At 68.0% G+C, this 23,784-nt stretch carries 24 protein-coding genes; 12 read left to right on the top strand and 12 right to left on the bottom strand.

The genetic code is table 11. The features are described from left to right. Both ABD784_RS01265 and ABD784_RS01260 read left to right on the top strand, forming a co-directional pair. The gene (locus tag ABD784_RS01265; protein ID WP_344878814.1) at positions 1-1,260 is read left to right on the top strand and encodes an MFS transporter; all 1,260 of its coding nucleotides are present in this window, start codon (positions 1-3) and stop codon (positions 1,258-1,260) included. 72 nt (positions 1,261-1,332) lie between these two features. Beyond that, a complete protein-coding gene (locus ABD784_RS01260; protein ID WP_344878811.1) occupies positions 1,333-1,662 on the top strand; it encodes a carboxymuconolactone decarboxylase family protein in 330 nt (109 codons plus the stop codon). A 380-nt stretch (positions 1,663-2,042) separates the two neighbouring features. Here the strand turns inward: ABD784_RS01260 and ABD784_RS01255 are convergent, their stop codons facing one another. Continuing rightward, positions 2,043-2,642: a CGNR zinc finger domain-containing protein gene (locus ABD784_RS01255; RefSeq protein WP_344878809.1), complete on the bottom strand. Its 600-nt coding sequence runs from the start codon at positions 2,640-2,642 to the stop codon at positions 2,043-2,045. Positions 2,643-2,756: 114 nt separating this feature from the next. Here ABD784_RS01255 and ABD784_RS01250 point away from each other — a divergent pair, with 114 nt between their 5' ends. The 3 genes from ABD784_RS01250 (at position 2,757) to ABD784_RS01240 (ending at position 5,268) form a co-directional block, all read left to right on the top strand. Next, positions 2,757-3,524 carry an MBL fold metallo-hydrolase gene (locus tag ABD784_RS01250; protein WP_344878806.1) on the top strand — a complete coding sequence of 256 codons (768 nt, stop codon included), beginning with the start codon at positions 2,757-2,759 and terminating at the stop codon, positions 3,522-3,524. 14 nt (positions 3,525-3,538) lie between these two features. Continuing rightward, positions 3,539-4,765 carry an MFS transporter gene (locus ABD784_RS01245; protein WP_344878803.1) on the top strand — a complete coding sequence of 409 codons (1,227 nt, stop codon included), beginning with the start codon at positions 3,539-3,541 and terminating at the stop codon, positions 4,763-4,765. A gap of 251 nt (positions 4,766-5,016) precedes the next feature. Beyond that, complete coding sequence (locus ABD784_RS01240; protein WP_344878800.1) at positions 5,017-5,268, top strand: hypothetical protein; 252 nt, start codon at positions 5,017-5,019, stop codon at positions 5,266-5,268. A 316-nt stretch (positions 5,269-5,584) separates the two neighbouring features. Here ABD784_RS01240 and ABD784_RS01235 read toward each other — a convergent pair whose 3' ends face one another. Next, complete coding sequence (locus ABD784_RS01235) at positions 5,585-6,589, bottom strand: carbon-nitrogen hydrolase family protein (protein ID WP_344878797.1); 1,005 nt, start codon at positions 6,587-6,589, stop codon at positions 5,585-5,587. Between the two features lie 79 nt (positions 6,590-6,668). Further along, a complete protein-coding gene (locus ABD784_RS01230) occupies positions 6,669-7,676 on the bottom strand; it encodes an AraC-like ligand-binding domain-containing protein (protein ID WP_344878794.1) in 1,008 nt (335 codons plus the stop codon). A gap of 531 nt (positions 7,677-8,207) precedes the next feature. Between ABD784_RS01230 and ABD784_RS01225 the strand changes: the two genes are divergently transcribed. From ABD784_RS01225 to ABD784_RS01205, 5 genes are all read left to right on the top strand, one after another. Next, the gene (locus ABD784_RS01225; protein ID WP_344878791.1) at positions 8,208-8,417 is read left to right on the top strand and encodes a heavy-metal-associated domain-containing protein; all 210 of its coding nucleotides are present in this window, start codon (positions 8,208-8,210) and stop codon (positions 8,415-8,417) included. Then, positions 8,417-9,055 (top strand): YdhK family protein, encoded by a 639-nt coding sequence (locus ABD784_RS01220; RefSeq protein WP_344878788.1) that lies wholly within the window; start codon positions 8,417-8,419, stop codon positions 9,053-9,055. The genes ABD784_RS01225 and ABD784_RS01220 overlap by 1 nt, the downstream gene beginning before the upstream one ends. 39 nt (positions 9,056-9,094) lie before the next feature. Then, positions 9,095-11,368, top strand: coding sequence for a heavy metal translocating P-type ATPase (locus ABD784_RS01215; RefSeq protein ID WP_344878785.1), 2,274 nt, complete (start codon positions 9,095-9,097; stop codon positions 11,366-11,368). Positions 11,369-11,556: 188 nt separating this feature from the next. Further along, on the top strand, positions 11,557-11,829 hold the full coding sequence (locus tag ABD784_RS01210; RefSeq protein ID WP_344881228.1) for a metal-sensitive transcriptional regulator: 273 nt from the start codon (positions 11,557-11,559) through the stop codon (positions 11,827-11,829). A 201-nt stretch (positions 11,830-12,030) separates the two neighbouring features. Continuing rightward, positions 12,031-13,455 (top strand): MFS transporter, encoded by a 1,425-nt coding sequence (locus ABD784_RS01205; RefSeq protein ID WP_344878782.1) that lies wholly within the window; start codon positions 12,031-12,033, stop codon positions 13,453-13,455. Positions 13,456-13,787: 332 nt separating this feature from the next. Here the strand turns inward: ABD784_RS01205 and mutM are convergent, their stop codons facing one another. The 8 genes from mutM to ABD784_RS01165 form a co-directional block, all read right to left on the bottom strand. After that, on the bottom strand, positions 13,788-14,627 hold the full coding sequence (mutM, locus tag ABD784_RS01200) for a bifunctional DNA-formamidopyrimidine glycosylase/DNA-(apurinic or apyrimidinic site) lyase (RefSeq protein WP_344878779.1): 840 nt from the start codon (positions 14,625-14,627) through the stop codon (positions 13,788-13,790). Beyond that, on the bottom strand, positions 14,620-15,642 hold the full coding sequence (locus tag ABD784_RS01195) for a DNA-formamidopyrimidine glycosylase family protein (RefSeq protein WP_344878776.1): 1,023 nt from the start codon (positions 15,640-15,642) through the stop codon (positions 14,620-14,622). Before ABD784_RS01195 ends, mutM begins: the two co-directional genes overlap by 8 nt. After that, positions 15,635-16,378 (bottom strand): ribonuclease III, encoded by a 744-nt coding sequence (gene rnc, locus ABD784_RS01190; protein WP_344878773.1) that lies wholly within the window; start codon positions 16,376-16,378, stop codon positions 15,635-15,637. The genes ABD784_RS01195 and rnc overlap by 8 nt, the downstream gene beginning before the upstream one ends. A gap of 9 nt (positions 16,379-16,387) precedes the next feature. After that, positions 16,388-16,591: a 50S ribosomal protein L32 gene (gene rpmF, locus ABD784_RS01185; protein ID WP_309081904.1), complete on the bottom strand. Its 204-nt coding sequence runs from the start codon at positions 16,589-16,591 to the stop codon at positions 16,388-16,390. 2 nt (positions 16,592-16,593) lie between these two features. Next, positions 16,594-17,154 carry a YceD family protein gene (locus tag ABD784_RS01180; protein WP_344881225.1) on the bottom strand — a complete coding sequence of 187 codons (561 nt, stop codon included), beginning with the start codon at positions 17,152-17,154 and terminating at the stop codon, positions 16,594-16,596. A gap of 172 nt (positions 17,155-17,326) precedes the next feature. Continuing rightward, positions 17,327-18,223, bottom strand: coding sequence for a UTP--glucose-1-phosphate uridylyltransferase GalU (gene galU / locus ABD784_RS01175; RefSeq protein WP_344878770.1), 897 nt, complete (start codon positions 18,221-18,223; stop codon positions 17,327-17,329). A gap of 32 nt (positions 18,224-18,255) precedes the next feature. Further along, a complete protein-coding gene (gene coaD / locus ABD784_RS01170; protein WP_344878766.1) occupies positions 18,256-18,723 on the bottom strand; it encodes a pantetheine-phosphate adenylyltransferase in 468 nt (155 codons plus the stop codon). Positions 18,724-18,758: 35 nt separating this feature from the next. Beyond that, positions 18,759-21,047, bottom strand: coding sequence for a WD40 repeat domain-containing protein (locus ABD784_RS01165; RefSeq protein WP_344878763.1), 2,289 nt, complete (start codon positions 21,045-21,047; stop codon positions 18,759-18,761). A 99-nt stretch (positions 21,048-21,146) separates the two neighbouring features. Between ABD784_RS01165 and ABD784_RS01160 the strand changes: the two genes are divergently transcribed. Both ABD784_RS01160 and ABD784_RS01155 read left to right on the top strand, forming a co-directional pair. Continuing rightward, positions 21,147-22,373 carry an aminotransferase class I/II-fold pyridoxal phosphate-dependent enzyme gene (locus ABD784_RS01160; protein ID WP_344878760.1) on the top strand — a complete coding sequence of 409 codons (1,227 nt, stop codon included), beginning with the start codon at positions 21,147-21,149 and terminating at the stop codon, positions 22,371-22,373. Continuing rightward, positions 22,370-23,197, top strand: coding sequence for a spermidine synthase (locus ABD784_RS01155; protein ID WP_344878757.1), 828 nt, complete (start codon positions 22,370-22,372; stop codon positions 23,195-23,197). Before ABD784_RS01160 ends, ABD784_RS01155 begins: the two co-directional genes overlap by 4 nt. Here the strand turns inward: ABD784_RS01155 and rsmD are convergent. After that, the gene (gene rsmD, locus ABD784_RS01150) at positions 23,184-23,780 is read right to left on the bottom strand and encodes a 16S rRNA (guanine(966)-N(2))-methyltransferase RsmD (protein ID WP_344878755.1); all 597 of its coding nucleotides are present in this window, start codon (positions 23,778-23,780) and stop codon (positions 23,184-23,186) included. The genes ABD784_RS01155 and rsmD overlap by 14 nt on opposite strands. Positions 23,781-23,784 lie beyond the last annotated feature (4 nt).

The raw sequence follows: 23,784 nt of genomic DNA, 5'->3' as shown, positions 1-23,784 counted from the left end.
ATGTCCGGTGCAGTCCCCACAACCGCCAACGCGATCGTCCGTCGCGTCGGCGCAGGCTTCATCTCGCTGTACGTCCTCGCCTACATGGGCGTGTGGCTCGCGCTCATGGCCCCAGTGCTGGTCACCCTGCCGCTGAAGGTCAACGGCCTGGTCGGCGCGGACGCCGCTCCCGCCGCGCTCGGCCTCATCACCGGCATCGGAGCGCTGCTCGCCCTCGTCGGGAACCCGCTGTTCGGCAGGCTGAGCGACCGCACCACGGCCCGGCTCGGCATGCGCCGCCCGTGGATGATCGTCGGTCTCCTCGGGGCGACCGCCGGCCTGCTCGTCGTCGCCCTCGCCCCTGCGGTATGGGTCGTCGTGATCGGCTGGTCCCTCACCCAGCTAGCCTTCAACGCCCTGCTGGCAGCGGTCGTCGCGATCATGGCCGACCAGATCCCCGAGCGCCAGCGCGGCGTGGTCTCCGGGGTCCTGGGCATCTGCGCCCCCGTCGCGCTCGTCGTCGGGGCGTACGTGGTCCAGCTGGTCGCGCCGCTCGGACAGCTGGCGATGTTCCTGTTCCCCATGGCGATCACCTCCGCGTGCGTCGTGGCGTTCATGGTCGTCCTCAGAGACCGTCGGCTCTCGGGGGACGATAGGCCCGCCTGGTCGTTCCGCGAATTCGTCGCCACCTTCTACACGAGCCCTCGCAAGGCCCCCGACTTCGCCTGGGCCTGGGTCAGCCGGTTCCTGTTCGTCATGGGGCAGTCGTTCCTGCTGACCTACCAGGCGTTCTACCTGCTCAACAAGATCGGGATCTCCGAGGTTCAGCTGCCGGACAGCATCTTCGTGGCCACCCTGGTCTCATCCATCTGCTGGGTGCTGTTCAGCCTCGTCGGCGGAAAGCTCTCCGATGCGACGGGACGCCGGAAGGTGTTCGTCCTGGCGTCCGCGCTCGTGTACGGGATCGGTCTGCTCGTGGTCGCGTTCTCGTCCGAGATGACCGTGTTCCTGATCGCCATGGCGATCACCGGTGCCGGCATCGGCATCTACTTCGCCGTCGACCTCGCGCTGGTCACCGACGTCCTGCCCGACCGCGAGAACGCCGCCAAGGACCTCGGCGTGTTCAACATCGCCAGCGCACTGCCCCAGTCGATCGCCCCGGCCATCGCCCCCGCGATCCTCGCGATCGGCGGAGGCGACTACTCCGTCCTCTTCGTCGTGGCCGGGGCCTGCACCATCGTCGGCGCTCTGGCGGTGCTGAAAGTCAAGGGCGTGCGATGACCCCGTGGCCGGTCCCAGCGCGACCGGCCACAGCGACCCAGTTTGCAAACCACCGATTGATTAGGAGAAGCAATGCACAACCACAATGAAGAAGCCGCGTTCATGGCCGACATCAAGGAGTCCGCGCCGGAGATGGTCTCGGCCTTCTTCGGGTTCGACAAGGCCGTCTTCAAGAAGGAAACCGGCAACCTCGACCTCGCCACGCGGGAGCTGATCGCGGTCGGCGTCGCGGTCACCACCCAGTGCCCGTTCTGCATCGAGGACCACGCCAAGCGCGCCATCAAGGCCGGTGCGTCCAAAGCCGATGTCGCCGAAGCCGTCATGGTCGCCGCAGCCCTGCGCGCCGGCGGCGGCGTCACCCACGGATGGAAGGCGATGAAGGCCATCGCCGAGGACGAGTAGCTCGTAGCGCAGGGTCGCGCCCCGAAGGCTCGCCGGTACCGAGCCGGATGTCTGATTGCGCGACCAGGGCATCGACACGGTCACCCTCGCCGGGTACATGCCCAGCAACTGCGACCACGCTTCCGCTGCGGACGCCGAGACGCGCGACTTGGCCGTCGAAGTCCTCTCCGATGCCACCGGCGCAATCGACCTGTCGAACGAGTCTCGTCAAATCTGCGGCGCAGGGCCGTGCCAGCACCAGCGACGCGGACTCTGCGATCCCGGACGTCTGCTGACAGGAAGTTCCCTCCCACGGGGCGAGCGCCTCCCTTGGCCGATTGCACCGAAGCGTTTCAGACTCATGTCCCTGCAGATGTTCCTGGATCCGCACAGTGCTTCGATCAGCGTCCCGCGGACGTCTTCTTCGCGTATGCACGTGCGGCGCGAACGCGGTCTCCGCAGCGGGTGGAGCACCACTGCCGGCGCGCGTGGGTGCGCAGCATGAAGCGGCCGCAGCCCTGGTCGGCGCACCGGGCAAGGGTCTTCGCATCGGGACCAGTGAGCAGCTCCACCAGGTCTGCGGCGACCAGCGTCATCGCGTGCTCGACGGCACGAGTCGCCGGATGCTCCTGTGCGACATGGAACAGCTGGTCGGCAGACCAGGCGAGACGCGATGCCATGGGACTGAGCACCAGTGCACTATTGATCGCTTCGATGTCTTGATCGCGGGGCGGACGACCGGAGGTGACGGAGTCCAGGACTCCCAGTACGGAGCTGCGGAAGACGCGCAGGCGATTGCTGCAGTAGTGCTGCACCTCCGCGTTATCTCCCGCGAGGCCGTGCGTGACCATCCATCGGGTGGTCTGCTCCGGGGTGCCCAGCAGGTCCACACTCGCCCCTTGGCCAGGGCCCTCCTGGGTGTTGGCCAGGGCGATGGCCGGGTGGAAGTCCTCGCCGACGGCGGCGGGCAGAGGACGAGTCAGTTCAGGGCTAGCATCCATACTTCTCATGGTAACAGCTTGTCTTTAACATGAGAAGTGCAGTACTCTCGATTGCATCGAATCCATGCTCGTCGATCCGACGTAAGCACTCACCCAACCTCCGGAAGGAACCCTTTGCACATCACCCATGTCCGCAACGCCACCCTGCTCGTCGAGGCCGCCGGCCTGAAGATCCTCGTCGATCCGATGCTCGGGGCGAAGGGCTCATTCGGGCCCGCTCCGACGACCGTCCCCTGCGCCGAGCGGAACCCGCTGGTCGACCTGCCGATGCCGCTGACCGAGCTGCTTGACGCTGACCTGGTCGTCGTCACCCACACCCACCCGGACCACTGGGACGCCGCCGCCGCCGCGCTCCTGCCCCGCTCGACGCCGATCGTCGTTCAGAACCGGCAGGACGCGGACGAACTGGCCGAGCACGGCTTCACCGCCATGCAGACGATGGAGGAGCCCATCGCGTTCGGCCCAGTGACGATCACTCGGACCGAGGGCAGACACGGAGCCGACGACTTCTTGGCGGCCAATCCTGGCATGGGCCTGGTCAGCGGCTTTGTTCTGAGCATCGAGGGCGAGCCCTCTCTGTACGTCGCCGGGGACACGGTGTGGACGCAGGGCGTTATCGACGCCCTGGACGGCCACCGACCGGATGTCGTCGTGCTGAACACCGGCGAGGCCCGGTGGGCCGAGGGCGACCCGATCATCATGGGAGCCCAGGACGTGATCCGGGTGCACGAGCAGCTGCCGAGCTCACAGATCGTCGCGGTCCACATGGAGGCCCTCAACCACTGCACGGTCTCACGAGCAGACGTCCGCGCCCTCGCCGAGGCACATCGGATCGGCAACAGGGTCCACGTCCCCGCCGACGGCGAACGGCTCACCTTCTGATGGCCTACGCTGCCATGAAGCCCGCGCCACTCGATGTGCGAACGCTCCAGAGGCGCACGGTCGGGGCGCTGGCCGCTGGCCAGGTCCTCGGCGCGATCGGCACCGGCGCGACCGTCAGCCTCGGCTCCATGCTGATCGTCGAGGTGTCGGGTTCCGCGGCTTGGTCGGGCATGGCTGCGACCACGGGTACGCTCGGGGCGGCGCTGTTCGCCGTCCCGCTCGCCGCACTGGCGCTACGACGCGGCCGGCGCGTCTCCCTGTCGACGGCGGGCATCATCGCTAGCCTGGGCGGGGCAGTCGTGGTCGCCGCGGCAGGCATCAGCAACCTGCTCCTGCTTTTCATTGGCATGGCGCTCATGGGCGCGGCGCAGGCGCTGAACCTGCAGGCGCGCTTCGCCGCGGCCGATCTGGCCGATCCAGCCTCGCGCGGAAGGGACCTGTCGCTGGTCGTCTGGTCCACGACGCTCGGGGTCATCATCGGACCGAACCTGTTCGAGCCCGGCGAGGCACTCGGCTCCTGGCTCGCTCTGCCCTCGCTCACCGGTGGGTTCGCGATCAGCCTCGCAGCGCAGCTGCTCGCCACTGTGATCTACCTGCTGGCACTGCGCCCCGACCCGCTCATTGTGGCCCTTGCGGCCACCTCCACGGTGCCGTCGGGAGGGCACCGATCCCGCGGCGGCGGGCTCGCCCTGCTCCGCACGAGTCCCGCGGTGCGGCGAGCTGTGGCCACAGTCGCGCTCGCCCACCTGGTGATGGTCGCGCTGATGAGCATGACCCCTGTGCACATGTCGAGCCATGGTTCGAGCCTCACGATCGTGGGCGTGACGATCAGCCTCCACATGGCCGGGATGTACGCCCTGTCCCCCGTCTTCGGTTGGCTCACCGACCGGCTGGGCGGCCGTCCCGTTGTCCTGCTCGGACAGGGGCTGACGGCCGGAGCGCTGCTCGCCGGACTGATCTGGCCGCACTCGGTGCTCGGCCTCACCCTCGGGCTGATACTGCTCGGGCTCGGATGGTCGGCCGCGACCGTCGCCGGAGCGACCCTGGTCACGTCCGCAGCCCCCACGGCCCAGCGCCCGGCGGCCCAAGGCATCTCCGACGCGATGATGAACGTCGCCGGCGCTCTCGGCGGAGCACTCGCAGGACCAGTCCTGGCAGCCGTCGCGTACCCGGGGCTCTCGGTACTGCTGATCGTCCCCGTGCTGGTCGTCGTGGCGCTCCAGGCCGCACGGCGCGGCTGAATCGGGGTAGGCGCGGAGGCTATGTCACCGCAGTAGCGCGCATGGCTTCCGAGCTCACCGGGGAGAGCATCGCGAACCGCGACGGCTCGATCCAGGACCGAGCCTCGTCGTGAAGTCCGCCAGCGGGACCGCTGTGACCGTCTCGCCGTCAGGGCCACTGCGGAGGAGCAGGCCTGCACGCTCTTTGAAGCGGTCCTGCAGCCGGTAGCCGCCGCCACAAGAATGGGGCACGAGTCGGCTTCGTCGGCGGGGTGGGCGGCCTCAAGGTCATCGAAGCCGGACACCGCGTCGTCGACGTCGGGGACCTCCCCGCGGCGTTCAAGCCCGAGGCATTCGCGCACGCGGAAGTACTGGAGCGGCTGCGTGACGACGAGGCCGGCGCGGACTGGTTCTTCCTCGGCCGAGTTGCCTCCTTCGGCACATGGAACGCCGAGCGCACCGGCGTGTTCAGCCGTACACCGCCGCGATTTGTCAGTCTCTGCATGCGGCATCGACGTCGGTAAGCACGTGCTCCAGGTGAGCCGTCGGGCACCTGATCACAACGCTTGCCGACCGCTTGAACCGCATACTCCCCGCATTGCGGCACTTCCAAAGGTTTGTGTGGAAGACAAGCCAGGTTTCGGTTGCGTTTACCGGCAGCAGATTTCATGGAGCAGCCGGGGCATTCCTGGCTTCGAGTGCTCCGAATCCGTCGAAATCGCCGAATTCGCGGTCACAGAGACCACGGGCGCGGTCCAAACTTCGTGAAGCAATTCGTGACGTCGTTAAATGGCGGTGACGCGGGGCCTGATTCGCCTCGCGCCGCCGGAGAGTTTTCCGTCAGGAGGCGCTGTCGTCCGGCACTTCCTCGAAGTCAGCATCGGTTGCCGGCGGCGTGAATGCCTCAACGACAGCGTGCGTGGATTTGTGGTTGATCATCAGTCGGTACACGTCCGGCCTGGAGTAGTGACCCGTCGGGTCCGCGGCCGACTTCGCGATCGCGCGCAGCGCGGGGTCCAGATTCGCGAAGAGGATGCCTTCTTCGAATTCCGACAAGGGCTCTGCGAGGACGGAGCCCTCAGGTCCGAAGATGCGGGCAAATCCACCACCGAGCGCGAGGAGCTGACGCTTGGTCTCGGTATCGCAGAAGGTGTCATGCGCGGCCTGGCCGATGACGGAGGTGGGGGCGATGACGAACGATTGCGTTTCGACCGCGTAGTTCAAGCTGGCCGAGATGTTGACTTCAGGACCAAGAGCGATGGCCTGGCCGCGGTAGATGGAGAACGTCGGCCAGGATGCGACATGGATTTCTTCATTGAGTCCGGCCATGGCGTACTTCGTCAGCGGTTGCAAGTGCTCCCAGCAGCAGAGAGCTCCGAGGCGACCGAGGTCGGTGTCGTGAACTTGGATGTCGCTGCCGTCGCCTTCTCCAAACACGGATCGTTCGACGTGGGTGGGCTTGAGCTTTCGGCGGACCGAAATCAGTTCTCCGGCGTCGGAGACAAAGGCCTGCGACAAGTAGAGAGTTCCCCCGGAGATCTCACTGAAGCCGAAGACGACGTGGATCTTGTGCTTCGCTGCGGCCTCCTGGATCCGCTTCATCTCGGCACCGTCGCGCGTCATGGAGTTCTCTGCGTAGCGCGGTACGAATCCCATGTTCGCGCCGGGCGAATCAAGCCAGATCCACCACGGATAGCCTGGGAGCCAGGTCTCGCCGAAGCCGACGAGCTGAGCACCGCCGTCTGCCGCCTGAGCGACCAGATCGAGGAACTTTTCGAGGCTGGCTTCAAGATCGAGCCAAACGGGCTCCGCCTGAACAGCAGCGACGCGTATTGTGGTGTGCATGGTGACCTCCTGATCGAAGATTTGGTGCACCAAGCATGCACGCCCCACAACCGTGTTAAGTTGACGAGGAGTGCCAGAATCACTGACGGCTCGTGCCACTGTCTCGGCGGTACTCGGCGGGAGTCACAGCTGTGACAGCACGGAATGCCCGATAGAACCCTGACTCGCTTTCGAATCCGCAGGCGCTCGCGATGGAGCCGACGGGGCGCTCCGGCTCAGCAATCAAGAGCTGGCGTGCGCGTTCGATTCGAAGCCGCCGAAGCTGGTATGCGATCCCCTGATCTCCAACGATGCGATAGAGGGTGCGGCGCGAGACGTTGCAGGCCTTGGCGACGCTCTCGGCATCGATATCGGGATCGGCGAGGTTCCGCCGGAGAAAATCAGCCACTCGCTGTCTCGCTGCTGCCTCCAAGGCTCCAGCCGGTGGCTTGAGTCCGCTGGCAAAGGATGCCACTGCTTCCACCAGTCCCAAGGTCTGCGGCGCAAGCATCAACGCTGCCTGCGTGTTGGTCGAAGCAGTTCCGGACAGGGAACGCAGAAACGGCACGACTGCGGCGGCTGGAGTTCCGCGACCAAGGGTCCTTGCAGTAAATTGTCGAGTCTCCTTTATGGACAATGCGTCGCGCGGGATCTGGATGACCAGTTGCGCGAAGGGCCGATCAAACTGCAAAGCATAGGGGCGGCTGCTGTCATAGAATGCCATCTCGCCAGGCGAAAGCAAGGCCGTGCGATCGTCTTGCTCGACCCGCCCAGAACCGGAAATCTGGATGCTTGCCAGGAGGAATTCATTGTCGCATTGCGCAATCAGGCCAGGGGTCCTTCTAACCGCCTGAGAGGAGGCGCGTACATCCGAGAACCCGATTGCATCAATCGTTGAATGTTGGATGCGGCCTACGAACTTCTTCTCCTTGATGGGCTTCGCTGACAACGGAACGAAAGTCTGGCTGATCAGCTCCTCCCAGTAGGCGAATGCATCGGGTTGAGCAACAGAACTGGTGCTCGACATATTCGTCGCGGGGCTGCCCTGAGGCGAAGGCGGATCCGAGGTTCTCAGCCGCCCGGAAACCTGAGGGTCGGTGTGCATCATTTCCTCCAGTGATCAAGCATGTGTGGAAACTAGCGTAATTCCAGTGGCCGCGATCGGCCAGGGAACGTGAATTCCACCGGGAGCGACACCCGCATGCGGACGACAGAATTGCAATATTTCATCGGCAGCATTTCGGCTTGCCGTGCCGCTCGGGCATGCGATGCCGTTCGCGGGGCAGCCGATCCGGATTGGCCGAGGGATTTCCGCGCTGGGCAAGGTAGGAACCAGACGAGCTCCGGACAGCGCGAAACATGATGCCGAGGCGATGCCCGGCCTGTCGGGCTGGCCCCGTTAGGCGACGATCGAGATCCGCGGTGGGCTCCGTCACTGGCCGATACGGGGCGACCCACCGGCCAGGGTTGCCGCGATGGTTCTTCGATACCTGGGCCAGATCCCCTCCGTTCGATCTGACGACTCAGGTCTTGGTGACGCACCATACAAGCGCCCAGCCGCCATTGTGGAATACCCACCGGGGGTATATGGTTGTGCACATCGAGATACCCACCGGGGGTATAGAAAGGAGGCCATCCGATGGCTGCGAACGAGTACCAGGTGACGGGTATGACCTGCGGGCGCTGCGAGATGTCGGTGAGGGAAGAGGTCAGCGAGATCGACGGCGTGGAGTCCGTCGAGGTCAGCGCGAAGACCGGAAGGCTCGTCGTGACGAGCCTGGGAGAGATCGACGACGCCAAGGTCCTCGCCGCGGTCGAGGAGGCCGGATACCAGGCGGCGCGGGCCTGATGAGAGCACTGGCCCGGCTCGCCCTCTACGGCGCTGGTCTGGTAGTGGCGTTCGGCGGGGCCTACGGGCTCGCCGGCGTCCTCGTCCCGGAGGGCGTCGTGGAGTCGCGGACCCAGCGGAACCAGGTGAACGAGCACAGCGAAGGAGCGGAGCAGATGAACAGCAACGACAACGCACACCACGGATCCGGGGACATGGCTGGCCATGACCACCCCGCCGACGGCGGCGCACCGCCCGCGGGCATCCAGCCAGCCGCGAACCCCACCTACCCGGTCGGATCGAGGGTGCGGCTGAGCGCGGACCACATGCCGGGCATGGACGGCGCAGAGGCGACGATCTCCGGGGCGTTCACCACGACCACGTACTCGGTCAGCTACACGCCCATCGGCGGTGGGGAGCCCGTGGTCGACCACAAGTGGGTCGTGCACGAGGAGCTTGAGAACCCCGGCGATGCACCGCTGGCCGACGGCACCGAGGTCGTGCTGGAAGCCGAGCACATGGCCGGGATGAAGGGAGCGACGGCGACGATCGACCACTCCACCCAGGAGACCGTCTACATGGTCGACGTCGAGAACGACGAGATGACGATGACCAACCACAAGTGGGTCGTCGAGAGCGAGATCCGACCGGTCGGCTGACCGGTCGGCACAGCGTACGAGGAGAGGAAGGGGCGCGCAGTGAGCACCCATGCACAGCCGGTCGCGGACACCGGCATCGAGCTCGAGATCGGCGGGATGACCTGCGCGTCCTGCGCGAACCGGATCGAGCGCAAGCTCAACAAGCTCGACGGCGTGACCGCGACGGTCAACTACGCCACGGAAAAGGCCAAGGTCACCGTCCCCGACGGCTACGACCCGCAGCTGCTGGTCAGCGAGGTCGAGAAGACCGGCTACACGGCCGCGTTGCCGAAGCCGCAGCAGGCCGGACCTGCCGTGTCGACGTATGAGGCGGAAGACGAGACAGATCCCGAGTTGACCTCGCTGAGGCATCGACTAATCGGAGCGAGCGTGCTCACCGTCCCGGTGATCGCGATGGCCATGGTCCCGGCGCTCCATTTCACCTACTGGCAGTGGGCGTCGCTCGCGCTGGCAGCACCGGTGATCGTCTGGGCGGCGTGGCCATTCCACAAGGCGTCGTGGACCAACCTCAAGCACGGTACCGCCACCATGGACACCCTCATCTCCATGGGCACCGCGGCGGCGTTCCTCTGGTCGCTCTACGCCCTGTTCCTCGGCACCGCCGGGACGCCGGGCATGACGCACGCGTTCGAGCTCGCCATCGCCCCCTCCGACGGGGCGGCGAACATCTATCTCGAGGTCGGGGCAGGCGTGACGATGTTCATCCTCGCCGGCCGCTACTTCGAGAAGCGCTCCAAGCGCCAAGCCGGGGCCGCCCTGCGCGCCCTGCTCGAGCTCGGCGCGAAGGAGGTCTCGGTGCTGCGCGACGGTGCCGAGATCAAGATCCCCACCGCGGATCTGCAGGTCGGGGACGAGTTCGTCGTCCGCCCGGGCGAGAAGATCGCCACCGACGGCACCGTCGTCTCCGGCACCTCCGCCGTGGACGCCTCCATGCTCACCGGCGAATCCGTACCTGTCGAGGTCGTCGCGGGCGACCCGGTCACCGGCGCGACCGTCAACGCCGGCGGACGCCTGATCGTGAAGGCGACGCGCGTCGGCTCCGACACCCAGTTGGCCCAGATGGCCAAGCTGGTGGAGGACGCCCAAACCGGCAAGGCCCAGGTCCAGCGCCTGGCCGACCGGATCTCCGGCGTGTTCGTACCGATCGTCATCGTCATCGCCGTCGTTGCCCTCGGCGCATGGCTCGGGGCAGGATTCCCGGTCACCGCTGCGTTCACCGCCGCCGTCGCGGTCCTGGTCATCGCCTGCCCCTGCGCACTCGGGCTCGCGACTCCGACCGCACTGCTGGTCGGCACCGGCCGCGGCGCGCAGATGGGCGTGCTGATCAAGGGCCCCGAGGTCCTGGAGTCCACCCGGACGGTCGACACCGTGGTGCTCGACAAGACCGGCACCGTGACGACCGGCAAGATGACCCTCACGGAGGTCATCGCTGAGCCCGGCACCGACCGCGCCGAGCTGCTGCGCCTTGCCGGCGCGCTCGAGAACGCCTCCGAGCACCCGATCGCCCAGGCCATCGCCAAGGGCGCGGCCGAGGAGAGCGGTCAGCTCCCGACGCCGGAGGACTTCGCCAATGTCGAGGGCAAGGGCGTGCAGGGCGTCGTCGACGGGCACGCGGTCCTCGTCGGCCGCGAGTCGTTCCTGGCCGACTGGTCCCAGCGGCCCTCCCCCGACGTGGCCGCCGCCAAGGCCGCGGCCGAGGTCGAGGGGAAGACCGTCGTCGCCGTCAGCTGGGACGGACAGGCCCGCGGGATCCTCGTGGTGGCCGACGCAGTGAAGCCCACCAGCGCACAGGCCATCGCCGAGCTCAAGCAGCTCGGCCTGACCCCGGTGCTGCTCACCGGCGACAACGACGCCGTGGCCCGCCGGATCGCTCACGAGGTCGGCATCGAGCAGGTCATCGCCGAGGTCCTCCCGAAGGACAAGGTCGAGGTCATCGCCCGCCTGCAGAGGAACGGCAAGGTCGTCGCGATGGTCGGCGACGGCGTCAACGACGCCCCAGCCTTGGCGCAGGCCGACCTTGGCCTGGCGATGGGCACCGGCACCGACGTCGCCATCGAGGCGGCCGACATCACCCTGGTGCGCGGGGACCTGCGGGCCGCGGTCGACGCGATCCGGCTCGCCCGGAAGACCCTGTCGACGATCAAGACCAACCTGTTCTGGGCCTTCGCCTACAACGTCGCCGCCGTCCCGGTCGCGGCGCTGGGCATGCTCAACCCGATGCTCGCCGGCGCGGCGATGGCGTTCTCCAGCGTCTTCGTCGTCGGCAACAGCCTGCGCCTGCGCGGATTCCGCAGCGTTACCAAGCAGCCCTGAACCCGACCCCCACGCGAAGACCGAAAGGCACCACGAACATGACGACCGAAGCATCCCCAGCCGCAAGCTGCTGCAGCACCACGAGCACGGAAGACCCGGAGAACGGCCGCGAGAGCCTACTCGCCGACGCCGGCTGCTGCGGCGGCGCGGCCGGTCCGAGGGCCGACGCAGAGCACCAGCACGGCTACATCGGCGACAAGTCCGGCTACCTGACGCGCATGAAGCGCATCGAGGGCCAGGCCCGCGGCATCGCGCGGATGATCGACGAGGAGCAGTACTGCATCGACATCCTCACCCAGGTCAGCGCGCTGACACGGGCCCTGCAGACCGTGGCCACCGGCCTCCTCGACGACCACCTCAAGCACTGCGTCCTCGACGCCGCCCGAATGGGCGACGAGGCAGCCGCTCAGGAGAAGCTCCAAGAAGCCAGCGACGCCATCAAGCGGCTCGTGCGCTCCTGAGCTGCCGCCCCGACGAGGCAGACAGACCCGCCGCCCCTTGAATGCTGGAGGGCGGCCAGACCACAGTTCATGAGCAGAGCCCGCTCATGATCTGCCGGCGACCCGCGGTGCCCGCCTCCGCCCAGTGAGACGAAGGCGAGCGGCATCGCCACAGCGTCCGTCACGGCGCGACGCCGTCTACGAAGAGATTGAGAGAGACGAATGACATCGACGAAGACCCAGCCCCGAGGCGGGCTCATACCCCTGCTCGTGATCGCGACGGCGCAGCTCATGCTCGTGCTCGACGACTCGATCGTGAACATCGCCCTGCCGAGCATCCAGGAGGAGCTGGGCGTCGCCCCGGTGCACCTGCCCTGGGTAGTCAACGCCTACATCCTCGCGTTCGGCGCGCTGCTGCTCCTGGGCGGGCGCATCGGCGACCTATGGGGCCGCAGGCGCACCCTCCAGCTCGGCATTGCCGTCTTCGTCGTCGCCTCGCTCGTCGGCGGCCTCGGCGTCAACGTCGAGATGCTCATCATCGCCCGCGCTGTCCAAGGCATCGGCGCGGCGCTGGCAGCGCCCAACGCCCTGGCCCTGATCGCGACGACTTTCTCCGAGCGCTCGATGCGCGACAAAGCGCTCTCGCTCTACGGCGCAATGTCCGGGCTCGGCATCGTCGTCGGCCTGCTGCTCGGCGGCGTGCTCACCGACCTGCTCGACTGGCGCTGGGTGTTCTTCGTCAACGTGCCCATCGGCCTGCTCGTACTCTGGGGCACGCGCACGCTCGTGGCCGCGGAGCGGCACACGGGCCGTCTGGGCATGATCGGCGCGGTGCTCGGCACCGGCGGCATGGTCTCGCTGGTCTACTCGATCACCCGCTTCGGCGAGGACGGCTTCGCCGATCCGATCGCCTGGGTCCTTGTCGGACTGGCCGCCACGCTGCTGGTCGCGTTCGTTCTCACGCAGCGCTCCAGCGCGAGCCCGCTGGTGCCGCTGTCGCTGTTCAAGGACCGCAGCCGAACCGGCGCGTACCTGACGATGCTCGGGCTCGCGATCGGGCCGATGGGCACGTTCTACGTCGTGACCCTGTACCTCCAGGAGGTGCGCGGGTTCAGCCCTCTCATCACCGGCCTGTCCTGGTTGCCGTTCGCCGTGGGCATCGTCCTCGGCGCGGGCATCGCGCCCAAGCTGCTGCTCAAGCTCGCGCCGCGCTGGGTCGCCGCCCTCGGCGGGCTGCTGGGCGCTGCGGGAGCGCTGTGGTTCTCCTCCATCGGCACCCAGACGGGCTACTGGCTGCATCTCGCCCCGGCGATGCTGGTCGTGGCCCTCGGCTTCGGCCTCGGCGTCATCGCCCTGACGCAGGCCGCCGTCTACGGCGTGGAGGCCGACAAGGCGGGCATCGCCTCGGCGCTTCTGAACTCCGCCCAGCAGCTCGGCGTCGCCCTCGGCCTCGCGGTCCTTGCAGGCGTCGCCGCCACAGTCACCGCCGGGACCGGCGGCACCGGGCCCCAGGCTCTCGTCGACGGCTACGGCACCGCGCTGCTCGTGGGCGCGGGTATCCTCCTCGCCGCGGCTCTTCTTGCTGCGCTGACGCTCAGCGGGAAGGTGGGCGAGGACGCTCCGGAGCCGACGGCAGAGACCGCCTGACGAACTCTCAATAGAGCTGCACCATCGCCGTGGCGACCAGCCCGCCGCCTAAAGGTGGCGGGCTGGTTTTTTCGAGGGAGACCCTCTCCAGGCTCTGGTTCTACAGGCTGATCCAGCTCATGCTCGAAACACTTGCCGACCCGGACGAGCCCTGGCGTCGATCGGAGATCTAGACCCGAGTGGCTCGGGCGTGACGGCTCTGGTCATCGCGAGAATCAGCAACTGAACCACGAACCGTCCAGCATCCAGGGCGACGGCGAACGATACGCATTGACGAACTGTGTGTCGATACAGCACGACGATCAAAGTCGACGTGCGAGCTGCCGTTCACACTAGCGTTTCCGCTGGCAGACCGGACAGGAGTAACTCGACCGGTTCATGAACTTCTCCCGCACGATCGGCGTCCCGCAGCGCGTGCAGGGCTGGCCGGCAAGACCGTAGGCGTTCAGGCTGCGGGAAAAATAGCCACTGCTACCTGCGACGTCGACGTAGAGGGAATCGAACGAGGTTCCACCTTGGGCGAGTGCGGCAGCCATGACCTCCCGAGCAGCATCGATCAGCGCTGAGATCCTCGGCCTGCTCAGCGACGAAGCCGGCGTCTCCCCGTGCACCTTGGCAGCCCACAGCGCCTCGTCGGCGTAGATGTTCCCGATGCCGGACACCACCGTCTGGTCCAGCAGCACGCGCTTGATCCCGATACGTTTGCTCTTGATTCGCGCAACTGCTGCCGCTTGGTCGAACTGCGGATCGAACGGATCCCGCGCGATGTGGGCGATCGGCGACGGAAGTGATGCCCCGCCCTCGTCGTACATCAGATGACCGAACGTGCGCTGGTCATCGAACCGCAGATCATGGCAGCCATCAGTGAAAGTGAACCGCGCCCGCTCATGCGCAGCGACCGGAGCTTCAGGGGCCGTGATGAGCATCTGCCCACTCATCCCCAGATGCGCCAGCAGCGCGTCCTCGCCGTCTAGAATAAGCCACAGGTACTTGCCTCGGCGGGCAGTCCCCGTGATCGTCGCACCGACCATCCGCGCTGCCAGATCTTCCGGACCGCCCACATGACGACGAGCGGCCCGAGGATGCCGGACAACAGCCGATGCGATCCTCCTGCTACGGACATGATCGTCGAGTCCCCGGCGCACGACTTCGACCTCAGGCAATTCAGGCATGATTCGCACCTCCCAGACTCTGCAACCCGGCTCCATGGCGGTGCGCTGCTGAGCATGTCGGACCACTGAGCGGCTTGGCCAGCGCTCGTCGTGCCAGGTCAGACCGGGAAACGACTCGTTGACGCCGGGCCGCTGTCCGGCACCGCCAATCACGACGTTTGACTGTACGGCTTCCTTCGACCCGCTCTACGTCAATGTTTAAGTAGCCGCTCTCCCCATTGACGTTGACGTAGAGCGAGTCGAAGCTGGTGCCTCCCTCCTCGAGGGAGCGAAGCATCACATCGACGAGGGACTCGAGGAGCACCCCGCTCTGCTGCCGGGTCAGCGCGGACGCGGGACGCTCGTAGTGCAGCCGTGCGTACCAGAGGGCCTCGTCGGCGTAGATGTTCCCGACGCCGCTGATGACAGCCTGGTCGAGGATGACGCGCTTGACGCCGGTGGTGCGCGGGCGTCCGCTCGGCAGCCGGGTCACCGCCCGGTGGAACGACGCCGGGTCCCACACCGGGTCCAGGACGTCCCGGGCGATATGCCCGGCAGCAGCCGGGATCAGCGGCAGGCCTGTGCCAGCACCTCCGGGGGCGCCGTCCTCCGTCGGAACCAGCGGGCTGATGAACATGCCGCCGAAGATGCGCTGGTCGACGAACCGAAGCTCGCCCGGCAGATCGGCTCCAGCGCCGGCTGGACCACCGTCGAGCGTCATCCTGATCTTCAGGTGCCGAGGCTCTGCCATGCCGGCGTCCTGCAGGAGGACTTGGCCGCTCATCCCTAGGTGCGCCACGACGGCGTCGCGTGGCTCCTCGGAGCCGTCCCGGCTGAAGGGCAGCCAGAGGAACTTCCCGCGCCGGGCCGCCGCGGAGAAACGGGCACCGATGAGCGCCGACTCGAAGGCCGCGGGCCCGCCCTCCTGGCGCCGGAGGGAGCGTGGGTCGAGGATCTCGACGGCGGCGACGCGGCGGCCGGAGACCCAGCGGTCCAGGCCGCGGCGGACGACCTCCGCCTCGGGCAGCTCAGGCACGACGGGTGCCGCGGAAGTGCTCCTTCGACTCGACGGGCGCGGCGGAATCGCCCGCGGCGTCGTCGTTGAGCAGCTTCCAGGAAGCGGCAGCGGCTTCCTGCTCCGCCTCCTTCTTGGAGGGGCCGGTGCCGGCGCCATAATCGGTGCCGCCGATGGTCAGTGTGGCCTGGAAGACGCGGGCGTGGTCCGGCCCGGATCCCTCGACCACGTAGTGAACGGTGCCGAGCTTGCGGCTGGCGGCGACCTCCTGGATGGCCGTCTTCCAGTCGACGCCGGCTCCGAGGTTCTCCACCTCGTCCAGGAGCGGGACGATGAGCCGCAGGACCATGTCCTTGGCGGTCTCGACGCCGCAGCTGAGCATGGTGGCTCCGATGAGCGCCTCGGTGGTGTCGGCGAGGATGGACGCCTTGTCGCGTCCCCCGGTCAGCTTCTCCCCCTGGCCGAGGTAGACGAATTCACCGATTCCGAGGTCCCGGGCGACGCGTGCCAGCGCACGGGTGCTGACCACGGCGGCCCGGCGCTTGGCGAGGTCGCCCTCGGGCAGATCGGGGTACCGGTGGTAGAGGTGCTCGGTGATCGTGTAGCCGAGGATGGAGTCGCCGAGGAACTCGAGGCGCTCGTTGGTGGGGATGCCACCGTGCTCGTACGCGTACGAGCGATGCGTGAGGGCAAGACGAAGCGTCTCGGAGTCGATGTCGACTCCGAGACGCTTCAACAGGTCTTCTGATGCTGGCATCAGACGTCTTTAGGCGTCTGCTACCTTGCGGCCCTTGTACTCAAGGAACAGCTCGGTGCCGGCAGAATCGGTCACGACCTTGGCCTGGTGCGGCAGGCTGTAGGTGACGCGACCGTTCTCGACGGTCTTGACCAGGTTGGGCGCGGTGGCCTTCCACTGGGACCGGCGTGCACGGGTATTGGCGCGAGACATTTTCCGCTTCGGAACAGCCACGGCTAACTCTCTTCTCTCTCGACTGAATCTTTACGTGAATCCGCTGAATCAGCGGGGGTGCCGAGCAGGCCACTCAAGGCCGCCCAGCGAGGATCTAGGACTTCATGGTGGTGGTCCGGATCCTCTTCAAGGCGTACCCCGCATTCGGGGCAGAGACCTTCACAGTCTTCCCGGCACACCGGCTGGAACGGCAGTGCGGTCACCACCGCGTCCCTGAGCACCGGTTCCACGTCGACGAAGTCGTCCTGGACCAGATGCTGCTCCGCTTCTTCGTCCTCGGACCCCTCGATGGGGCCGTAGTAGAAGAGCTCCTGAAATTCGGCGACGTGACTGTACTCGATGGGCTCCAGGCACCGTCCGCATTCGCCGACGATGTCGACTTCAGCTTCACCGGTGACCAGGATTCCCTCGTGCACAGCCTCGAAGCGGACCTCGAGATCGATTTCCGACCCCTGAGGCACACCGATGAGCGCCACACCCATCTCCGCGGGCGCGGGCACCGTCTCCTCCAAGGTCCTCATGTTTCCCGGGCTGCGCCCGAGATCCTTGACCGAGAAGGCCAGCGGCGAACTGCGATCGAGACCGGGTGACGCCGGGCGATCAATACGCTTGTCGCTAATGAGAACTCCTGTAGAACATAGACCGACATTACATCTTAGCCGCTGCGCGCCCGTACCCCAAACCGCGTCGGGGAGCGCGTGTCCTCGGGGCGTGCGGGTCGCCGCGGCCGTGGCCTCAGAAGCCGCCGGCCAGCTCCTTGAGCCAGGGCTTCAGCGCCGGGCCGAGGTCATGGCGGGCACAGGCCAGCTCGACGACGGCCTTGAGGTAGCTGACCTTGTCGCCGGTGTCGTAGCGGCTGCCCTTGAAGACCACCGCGTACACCCCGGCGCCCTCCCCGTCCATGCCGGCCAGTGACTCGAGCGCGTCCGTCAGCTGGATCTCGCCGCCGCGGCCCGGGCCGGTCTCCTCGAGGACGTCGAAGACGCGCGGGGAGAGCACGTAGCGGCCGATCACGGCCAGGTTGGACGGCGCCTCGCTGGCCTCCGGCTTCTCGACCAGCCCCTTCACGCGGACGTAGTCGTCGCCGTCGACGCGCTCGACGTCGGCGCAGCCGTAGGCGCTGATGGCCTCCGGATCCACCTCCATGAGCGCGATGACCGATCCACCGGTCTCCTGCTGGACCCGGATCATCTCCTCCAGCAGGTGCTCGTCCTCGCCGATCAGGTCATCGCCCAGGAGGACCGCGAAGGGCTCGTCGCCGACGTGCCGCTTGGCGCAGAGGACCGCATGCCCGAGACCCTTGGCATCGATCTGGCGCACATAGTGGATGTCACCGAGATCAGTGGCCTCGTTGACCAGCTCGAGCTTGCGGGTGTCGCCCTTGTCGGCGAGCGCCGCCTCCAGGGAGGGGACGCGGTCGAAGTGGTCCTCGAGCGCACGCTTGGAGCGGCCCGTGATCATCAGGACGTCGTCGAGTCCGGCGCGCACCGCCTCGGAGACGACGTACTGGATCGCCGGCCGGTCGACGACCGGCAGCATCTCCTTCGGCATGGCCTTGGTGGCGGGCAGGAAGCGGGTGCCCAGGCCGGCCGCCGGAATAACTGCCTTGGTGACTCGTTTACGGTGCGTCAAAGACTTTCCCTTCGGTCGTGGGTGTGAAGCTGTCAGGACTCGAGCCGCTGGATGACGGCGCGGGGCACGTAGTCGGACACGTCGCCCCCGAGTGCCGCGACCTCCTTGAGCAGGCTCGAGGAGATGTGGGCGTAGTGGTTGTCGGCCATCAGGAACACGGTCTCGACACCCGTGAGGTGACGGTTCATGGTCGCCATCGGCGCCTCGTACTGGAAGTCGGTGGCGTTCCGGAGTCCCTTGATGATGGCGTCCGCCCCGACGTCGCGGCAGAAATCGGCCAGCAGTCCGTCACCCATGGGCCGGACACTGATGCCGGCGATGGAGGAGAGCGTCTGTCGGGCCATCTCGATCCGCTCCGATTCCTCGAAGCGATACTGCTTCGAGTAATTAGTCGATACCGCGACCACCACCTCGTCGAACAGCCGCGTCGCTCGCGCGATGATCTCGATGTGTCCTTTGTGGATCGGATCGAAAGATCCCGGGCAAACGGCGCGTCTCATGGTTCGAACATACCGGAAAGAGAATCAGCGGTCCCTCAATGAAGCCGACGAAACAGCTGGGAGCCCCGGCTGTAGTACAGCTCACCGCTCTCCAGGCGGAGGAGATTGGTTCCGCGTGCGATCAGGCGGCGCGCCAGGGTCGCCTTGTCGATCTCGAAGATGTCGCCGCCCGCGCAGCCCATGAGCGCGGTCCCCGCATCGTGCAGGGTCCGCCCCGTGACGTAGCGGGCCGAGTCACGCCGGTCCCCGTACCGCTGGGCGCGCAGGACACGCAGGTCCGGGACCCTCAGCTGGAAGACACTGTTGCGGGTGATCCCCCAGAGCGTCCCATCGTCCGCATCGAGCGCGAGCGCGGACACGTTCATCTCGCCAGCTACGGGCACGGTGGACGCCAGGACCTCGCCGGTCCGCAGATCGATGCGGGCCACCCTGCCCTCGGCCGCGGCGGCCTCCGCCCCGTACCCTGCAGCCGGTCCCATCCCGGCGAGCGCCTCGTCCCTGGTCCTCCCCGGAGCCAGGCAGAGCGGCGACTGTCCGGGGACCACGTCGCGGTAGGAGCGCTGGGCGGTGAAGGCCGGATCGACGATGGTCAGCGCGCCGCCTGTCTGGCCGTAGTCCGGCGCGGTGCCGACGAGCACCCGTCCCCCGTGCGAGAGGAGACAGACGGGCCGATCCTGACCCGTGTCAGGTGCGAGGTCGAGGTCCACCTTCACGTGGTCGAGGCCGTCCTCGGGGGTCTCGACGGCTCGAGACCCGCTGGTGCGCCGGCGTGGCGCTTCGGCATCCGGGTCCAGCAGGTTCCCGAGCCGCGCCGAGAGCGGTGAGTTGGAGTGTCCCGCGGGGGCGAGTGGATTCCACCGCATCAGTCGTTGCAGGTTCGCTCCGGGATACGAGCCGGCGAGCAGGTCGTGCCCGTGGACCCCGAAGGCCTCGATCTGGCCGTGGCAGGGCAGGGTCCCGAATCGGCCGGAGCCGTCCTGGAATTCGTCGGTGAGCGGCTGCGGCGTGTAGGTCGCCACGCTGTAGGCCGTCCCGAAGGCACCGGCGAAGAGGCGGCCATCGGGTCCCACCCCGAGGGAGCGTATCGGGCGGGAACCGGCTTTCACGTCTGCTCGGATCCGACCGGACCCACCGGAGGTGGCGTCCCACGTGAGGAGCATTCCGGTGGCGTTCGTCGTCGTCAGCCGGTACCGGTGGCGTCTGCCCGGGAGGCGGATCCATCCGGCGCCGCGCAGGGCGGAGACCTGGAGGCTCCTCCGGACGGGGCGGGTGCGGGCTACGGGGTCGTACTCGTAGAGGCGCTGATCGAGACCGGCGAAGAAGAGGGCGGGGTGGCTCGACCCAGGGTGCTGGACCGCCAGGCCGGGCGCGACGTCGGGGATCGATGCCGTCCAGTGCCCGGTCGCCGTGTTGCGGATGTAGACCCGGTTCTCGGGGTCGACTCGCGCGAAGAGGTAGTCGCCCGAGACGGCGAGGTCGTAGACGAAAGTGCGCTCGCCGCTGTAGCTCGGCTTCGGCGCCGGCAGGTCGATTCTCTCGATCCGCCCGTCCGTGAGCCCGACCTTGAAGACGGCGGGCTCGCTGGTGCCGGTGCCCACGTACGCATCGGTCCCGGCCCGGGCCAGACCGATGGAGTAGGCGTTCTCCTGCCCGAACGGACCGTACTCGCGCCAGGTGCCCCCGCCCGGGGCGCTGCCCGCCGCCCGGTCGTCCGGTGGAGTCGGCGTGAAGCGCAGCAGTCTGCCGTCGCCGTAAGTGGTTGCGAGGAAGCCCCCGTCGCCGTCGGGGACGGCGCGTTCGAAGAAGGGCCGGTCCGCTGGAACGCCGACCACCGGGGCGAGGCTCATGCTGGCGGTGTCGATGAGGAAGGCGCGGCCGTCGGTGGTGCCGACGAAGGCGGTCCCGCTCTCCGAGTCGACCGCCACGGCCCAGGCACTGGCGGTGGCGTCCTCCTCCTCGTCCTCCGCGTGCAGCTCGAAGGCCTCGAGCGCCGCTCCGCTGTTCGCGTCGATCACGGTGATCGTCCCCGGACTGCCAGCGGCGACCATGACGGCGATGTCCCGGCCATCGGGCGTGCGCCCCCATCCGGCGACCGGGATGACGACCTGCTGAAGGGGCGAGCCGACCAGGACCTCCTCGCGGCGCTCGTTGCTACGTTCGCCGGGCTCGTGACCGCGAGGACTCGGCGGGGCCGCCTCGGTCGTGGCGCGCTCCCCGGGAGGGACGGTGACCCCGCAGCCGGCAGCCCCGGCCACCGCCCCGGCCAGCGTCACGCCGAGCAACGTGCGCCGGGAGACGGGCGGGGCGGCGTGCTTATCGGTCATAGCGCCCATAAGCTTCTCATGATCCTGACCCGGCCCCCAGGTCGGTTCCGTGGCGCCGGCGGGCCGTCGCGCGGAGGGCACACGACGGAAGGCGACAGAATGACGATGGGTGCAGCCCAGGCCCCGTGGCAGCGCGCCGCGGGAGCAGCTGGGCTTCTGAGCGAGAAGGGCGCAGTGGCCCCGACGGTGTTCGAGGAACTGACCGCTTTGGCGAACCGGCACAGTGCCATCAACCTGGGCCAGGGCTTCCCCGATTCGGACGGGCCGGGCGAGTTGCGCGCCGTCGCGCAGGAGGCCATCGGCCTGGGGATCGACGAGGGCGGCCTCAACCAGTACGCGCCCGGGACCGGCCTCCCCGAGTTCCGGGTGGCCGTCTCCGAGCACCACCGGAGGTTCTACGGCCGCGAGCTGGACCCGGAGTCGGAGGTGCTGGCGACGACGGGCGCCACCGAGGGCATCGCCGCGGCGATCCTGGCGCTGGTATCCCCCGGTGACCGGGTGGTCACCCTCTCCCCGTTCTACGACTCCTACGCGGCGATGATCGGGCTCGCCGGTGGCTCGCACGCCACGATCCCCCTGCGCTGGCCGGACTTCCAGCCACGCGTCGAGGACATCGCGGCGGCCATCGCTCCGGGGACCCGCCTCGTCGTCGTCAACACGCCGCACAACCCGACCGGCTCGGTCGTCGCGACGGAGGCCCTGGAGGCGATCGTCCGTCGATGCCGCGAGGTCGGCGCCCGGATCCTCAGCGACGAGGTCTACGAGCATCTGGTCTTCGAGGGTGCTCATGTGCCCGTCGCATCCCTTCCAGGAGCCGGGGCCATCACCCTCACCGCGGGCTCCGCCGGCAAATCCTTCTCCTTGACCGGCTGGAAGGTCGGCTGGTTGACGGGGCCCCCGGAGCTCATCACCGCCGCTCGTGCCGTCAAGCAGTTCCTGACGTACTCCTCCGGCGGCCCGTTCCAGCGCGCGGTCGCCCGAGGGCTTGGATTCGACCGGCAGTTCTTCCTGGCCGGTGCGGCGAGACTGCAGGAGCAGTCGCGCTGCCTCGGGGACGCGTTGACCTCGATCGGCTTCGAGGTCAATCGTCCCGCGGCGGGCTACTTCCTCATCGCCGACGCGCGCCCGCTCGGCGTCGCCGACGCCCGGGAGCTCGCCTACCGCCTCCCGGAGTCGCTCGGTGTCGCCGCCATCCCCGTCACCGCGTTCGTCCACCCCGGCGCACGCGAGGACTACGCGTCGCTGCTGCGCTTCGCCTTCTGCAAGCGGCCGGACGTGCTGGCCGAGGCGGCGGAACGGCTGCGGCGCCTGCCCGAGGTCCTATGAGCCCCCACGCGCTGAACCGCAGCCTCTCCATGGCCTCCGGGTCGGTCGCCCGAGTCATCGCCGATCCCCTGCAGGACGGTGCTGTCATCCTGCTCGTCGGAGAGGCGGAGCAGTCCCACGTCCACCTCGACGACCAGCGGAGGATCTTCTACGAGTACCTCCAACGCGTCTCCCACGCGATCGACGCCCGTTTCACCCCCGACTCCGCCGGCAGGATGGCCCCGCTGCGGATCCTCCACCTCGGGGCCGGAGCCCTGACGCTGCCGCGATCGATCGGTCTCCGCCGCCCCGGCAGTCGCCAGGTCGTCGTCGACATCGAGCGCGAGCTCGTCGATTTCGTCATCGGGCTGGTCGCGCTGCCAGCGGGCCTGCGGATGGGGCGTGACATCGTCTCGGTCGTGGACGACGCAAGGGAGTACGTGGAGGGTCTGTCCGCCTCCGAGCCCGGACACGAGGCGACGTTCGACGCCGTCGTCCTGGACATCTTCACGGGCCGGGACTCCCCCGCCCACCTCGCGGATCCCGACTTCTACCGCCTGCTGCGCGAGCGGCTGGGTCCGCGCGGGCTGCTCCTGGTCAACGTCGGGGACGATGAGGGGATGCACTTCGCCCGCGAGCAGATCCGGGCACTGCGCGGCGTGTTCGCCGATGTCCTGGCGACCGGGGCCGCGGAGCTCTTCACCGGCCGCTACGCGGGGAACATCGTGGCGGTCGCCTCCGAGTCGCCGTTCTCGGCGGCGGAACTCGACCAGCTCGCGGGGGCCGGACCGTTCCCGGGGTCCACGCTGCAGGGCGTGGACCTGGACGGTTTCAGCCGCGGGTAGCGGGCTCCGCATACCAGATGCGGGTCTCCCCGTACTTCTTGTCGTCGATCGGCTCGAGACCGGCCGGCCAGGCCGGTTCGGGCGAGCGATGGGACCGCTCCACCACGACGACGGCGGTCTCCGAGAGCCGCGGGAGCAGGTTCTCCAGGACCTCGCCCAGCTCACCCTCGGACAACGGGTAGGGAGGATCGAGGAAGGCCAGGTCCCAGACATCTCCCAGAGTCGCGATGATCCCCGGGGCGCGTCCCTTGACCACGCGGGCGCCCGCCGTCCCCAGTTCGTCCGCGCCCCGGCCGGCGCCGACTGCCTGGTTGATGCGCTGGGCGTTGGTCCTCGCCGCCTTCACCGCGGCGTCCGCCGCGTCGACGAGGACCGCTCGCCGAGCACCACGGCTGACGGCCTCGAGACCCAGCGCGCCGCTGCCCGCGAAGAGATCGAGGACCCTGGCGTCCTGGACCGCCTCCCAGTGCTCCAGGCGGGAGAAGACGGACTCCTTCACGCGGTCCGTCGTGGGGCGGGTCCCTGTGCCCGGGACGCTTGCCAGCGCCAGGCCTCCAGCGATCCCTGCGATGATGCGGCTCATTCGG

The sequence above is a fragment of the Zhihengliuella alba genome, from assembly GCF_039538765.1.
Taxonomy (GTDB): Bacteria; Actinomycetota; Actinomycetes; order Actinomycetales; family Micrococcaceae; genus Zhihengliuella; species Zhihengliuella alba.
Note: the sequence above shows the minus strand (reverse complement) of the source record. Positions and strands in the feature narration are given on the sequence as shown.

What these genes read in the sequence shown, in the direction of transcription:
- ABD784_RS01265 (WP_344878814.1), top strand. Translation starts at nt 1, where the DNA reads ATGTCCGGTGCAGTCCCCACAACCGCCAACGCGATCGTCCGTCGCGTC.
- ABD784_RS01260 (WP_344878811.1), top strand. Translation starts at nt 1,333, where the DNA reads ATGCACAACCACAATGAAGAAGCCGCGTTCATGGCCGACATCAAGGAG.
- ABD784_RS01255 (WP_344878809.1), bottom strand. Translation starts at nt 2,642, where the DNA reads ATGGATGCTAGCCCTGAACTGACTCGTCCTCTGCCCGCCGCCGTCGGC.
- ABD784_RS01245 (WP_344878803.1), top strand. Translation starts at nt 3,539, where the DNA reads ATGAAGCCCGCGCCACTCGATGTGCGAACGCTCCAGAGGCGCACGGTC.
- ABD784_RS01235 (WP_344878797.1), bottom strand. Translation starts at nt 6,589, where the DNA reads ATGCACACCACAATACGCGTCGCTGCTGTTCAGGCGGAGCCCGTTTGG.
- ABD784_RS01230 (WP_344878794.1), bottom strand. Translation starts at nt 7,676, where the DNA reads ATGATGCACACCGACCCTCAGGTTTCCGGGCGGCTGAGAACCTCGGAT.
- ABD784_RS01225 (WP_344878791.1), top strand. Translation starts at nt 8,208, where the DNA reads ATGGCTGCGAACGAGTACCAGGTGACGGGTATGACCTGCGGGCGCTGC.
- ABD784_RS01220 (WP_344878788.1), top strand. Translation starts at nt 8,417, where the DNA reads ATGAGAGCACTGGCCCGGCTCGCCCTCTACGGCGCTGGTCTGGTAGTG.
- ABD784_RS01205 (WP_344878782.1), top strand. Translation starts at nt 12,031, where the DNA reads ATGACATCGACGAAGACCCAGCCCCGAGGCGGGCTCATACCCCTGCTC.
- mutM (WP_344878779.1), bottom strand. Translation starts at nt 14,627, where the DNA reads ATGCCTGAATTGCCTGAGGTCGAAGTCGTGCGCCGGGGACTCGACGAT.
- rnc (WP_344878773.1), bottom strand. Translation starts at nt 16,378, where the DNA reads ATGCCAGCATCAGAAGACCTGTTGAAGCGTCTCGGAGTCGACATCGAC.
- coaD (WP_344878766.1), bottom strand. Translation starts at nt 18,723, where the DNA reads ATGAGACGCGCCGTTTGCCCGGGATCTTTCGATCCGATCCACAAAGGA.
- ABD784_RS01165 (WP_344878763.1), bottom strand. Translation starts at nt 21,047, where the DNA reads ATGACCGATAAGCACGCCGCCCCGCCCGTCTCCCGGCGCACGTTGCTC.
- ABD784_RS01160 (WP_344878760.1), top strand. Translation starts at nt 21,147, where the DNA reads ATGACGATGGGTGCAGCCCAGGCCCCGTGGCAGCGCGCCGCGGGAGCA.
- ABD784_RS01155 (WP_344878757.1), top strand. Translation starts at nt 22,370, where the DNA reads ATGAGCCCCCACGCGCTGAACCGCAGCCTCTCCATGGCCTCCGGGTCG.
- rsmD (WP_344878755.1), bottom strand. Translation starts at nt 23,780, where the DNA reads ATGAGCCGCATCATCGCAGGGATCGCTGGAGGCCTGGCGCTGGCAAGC.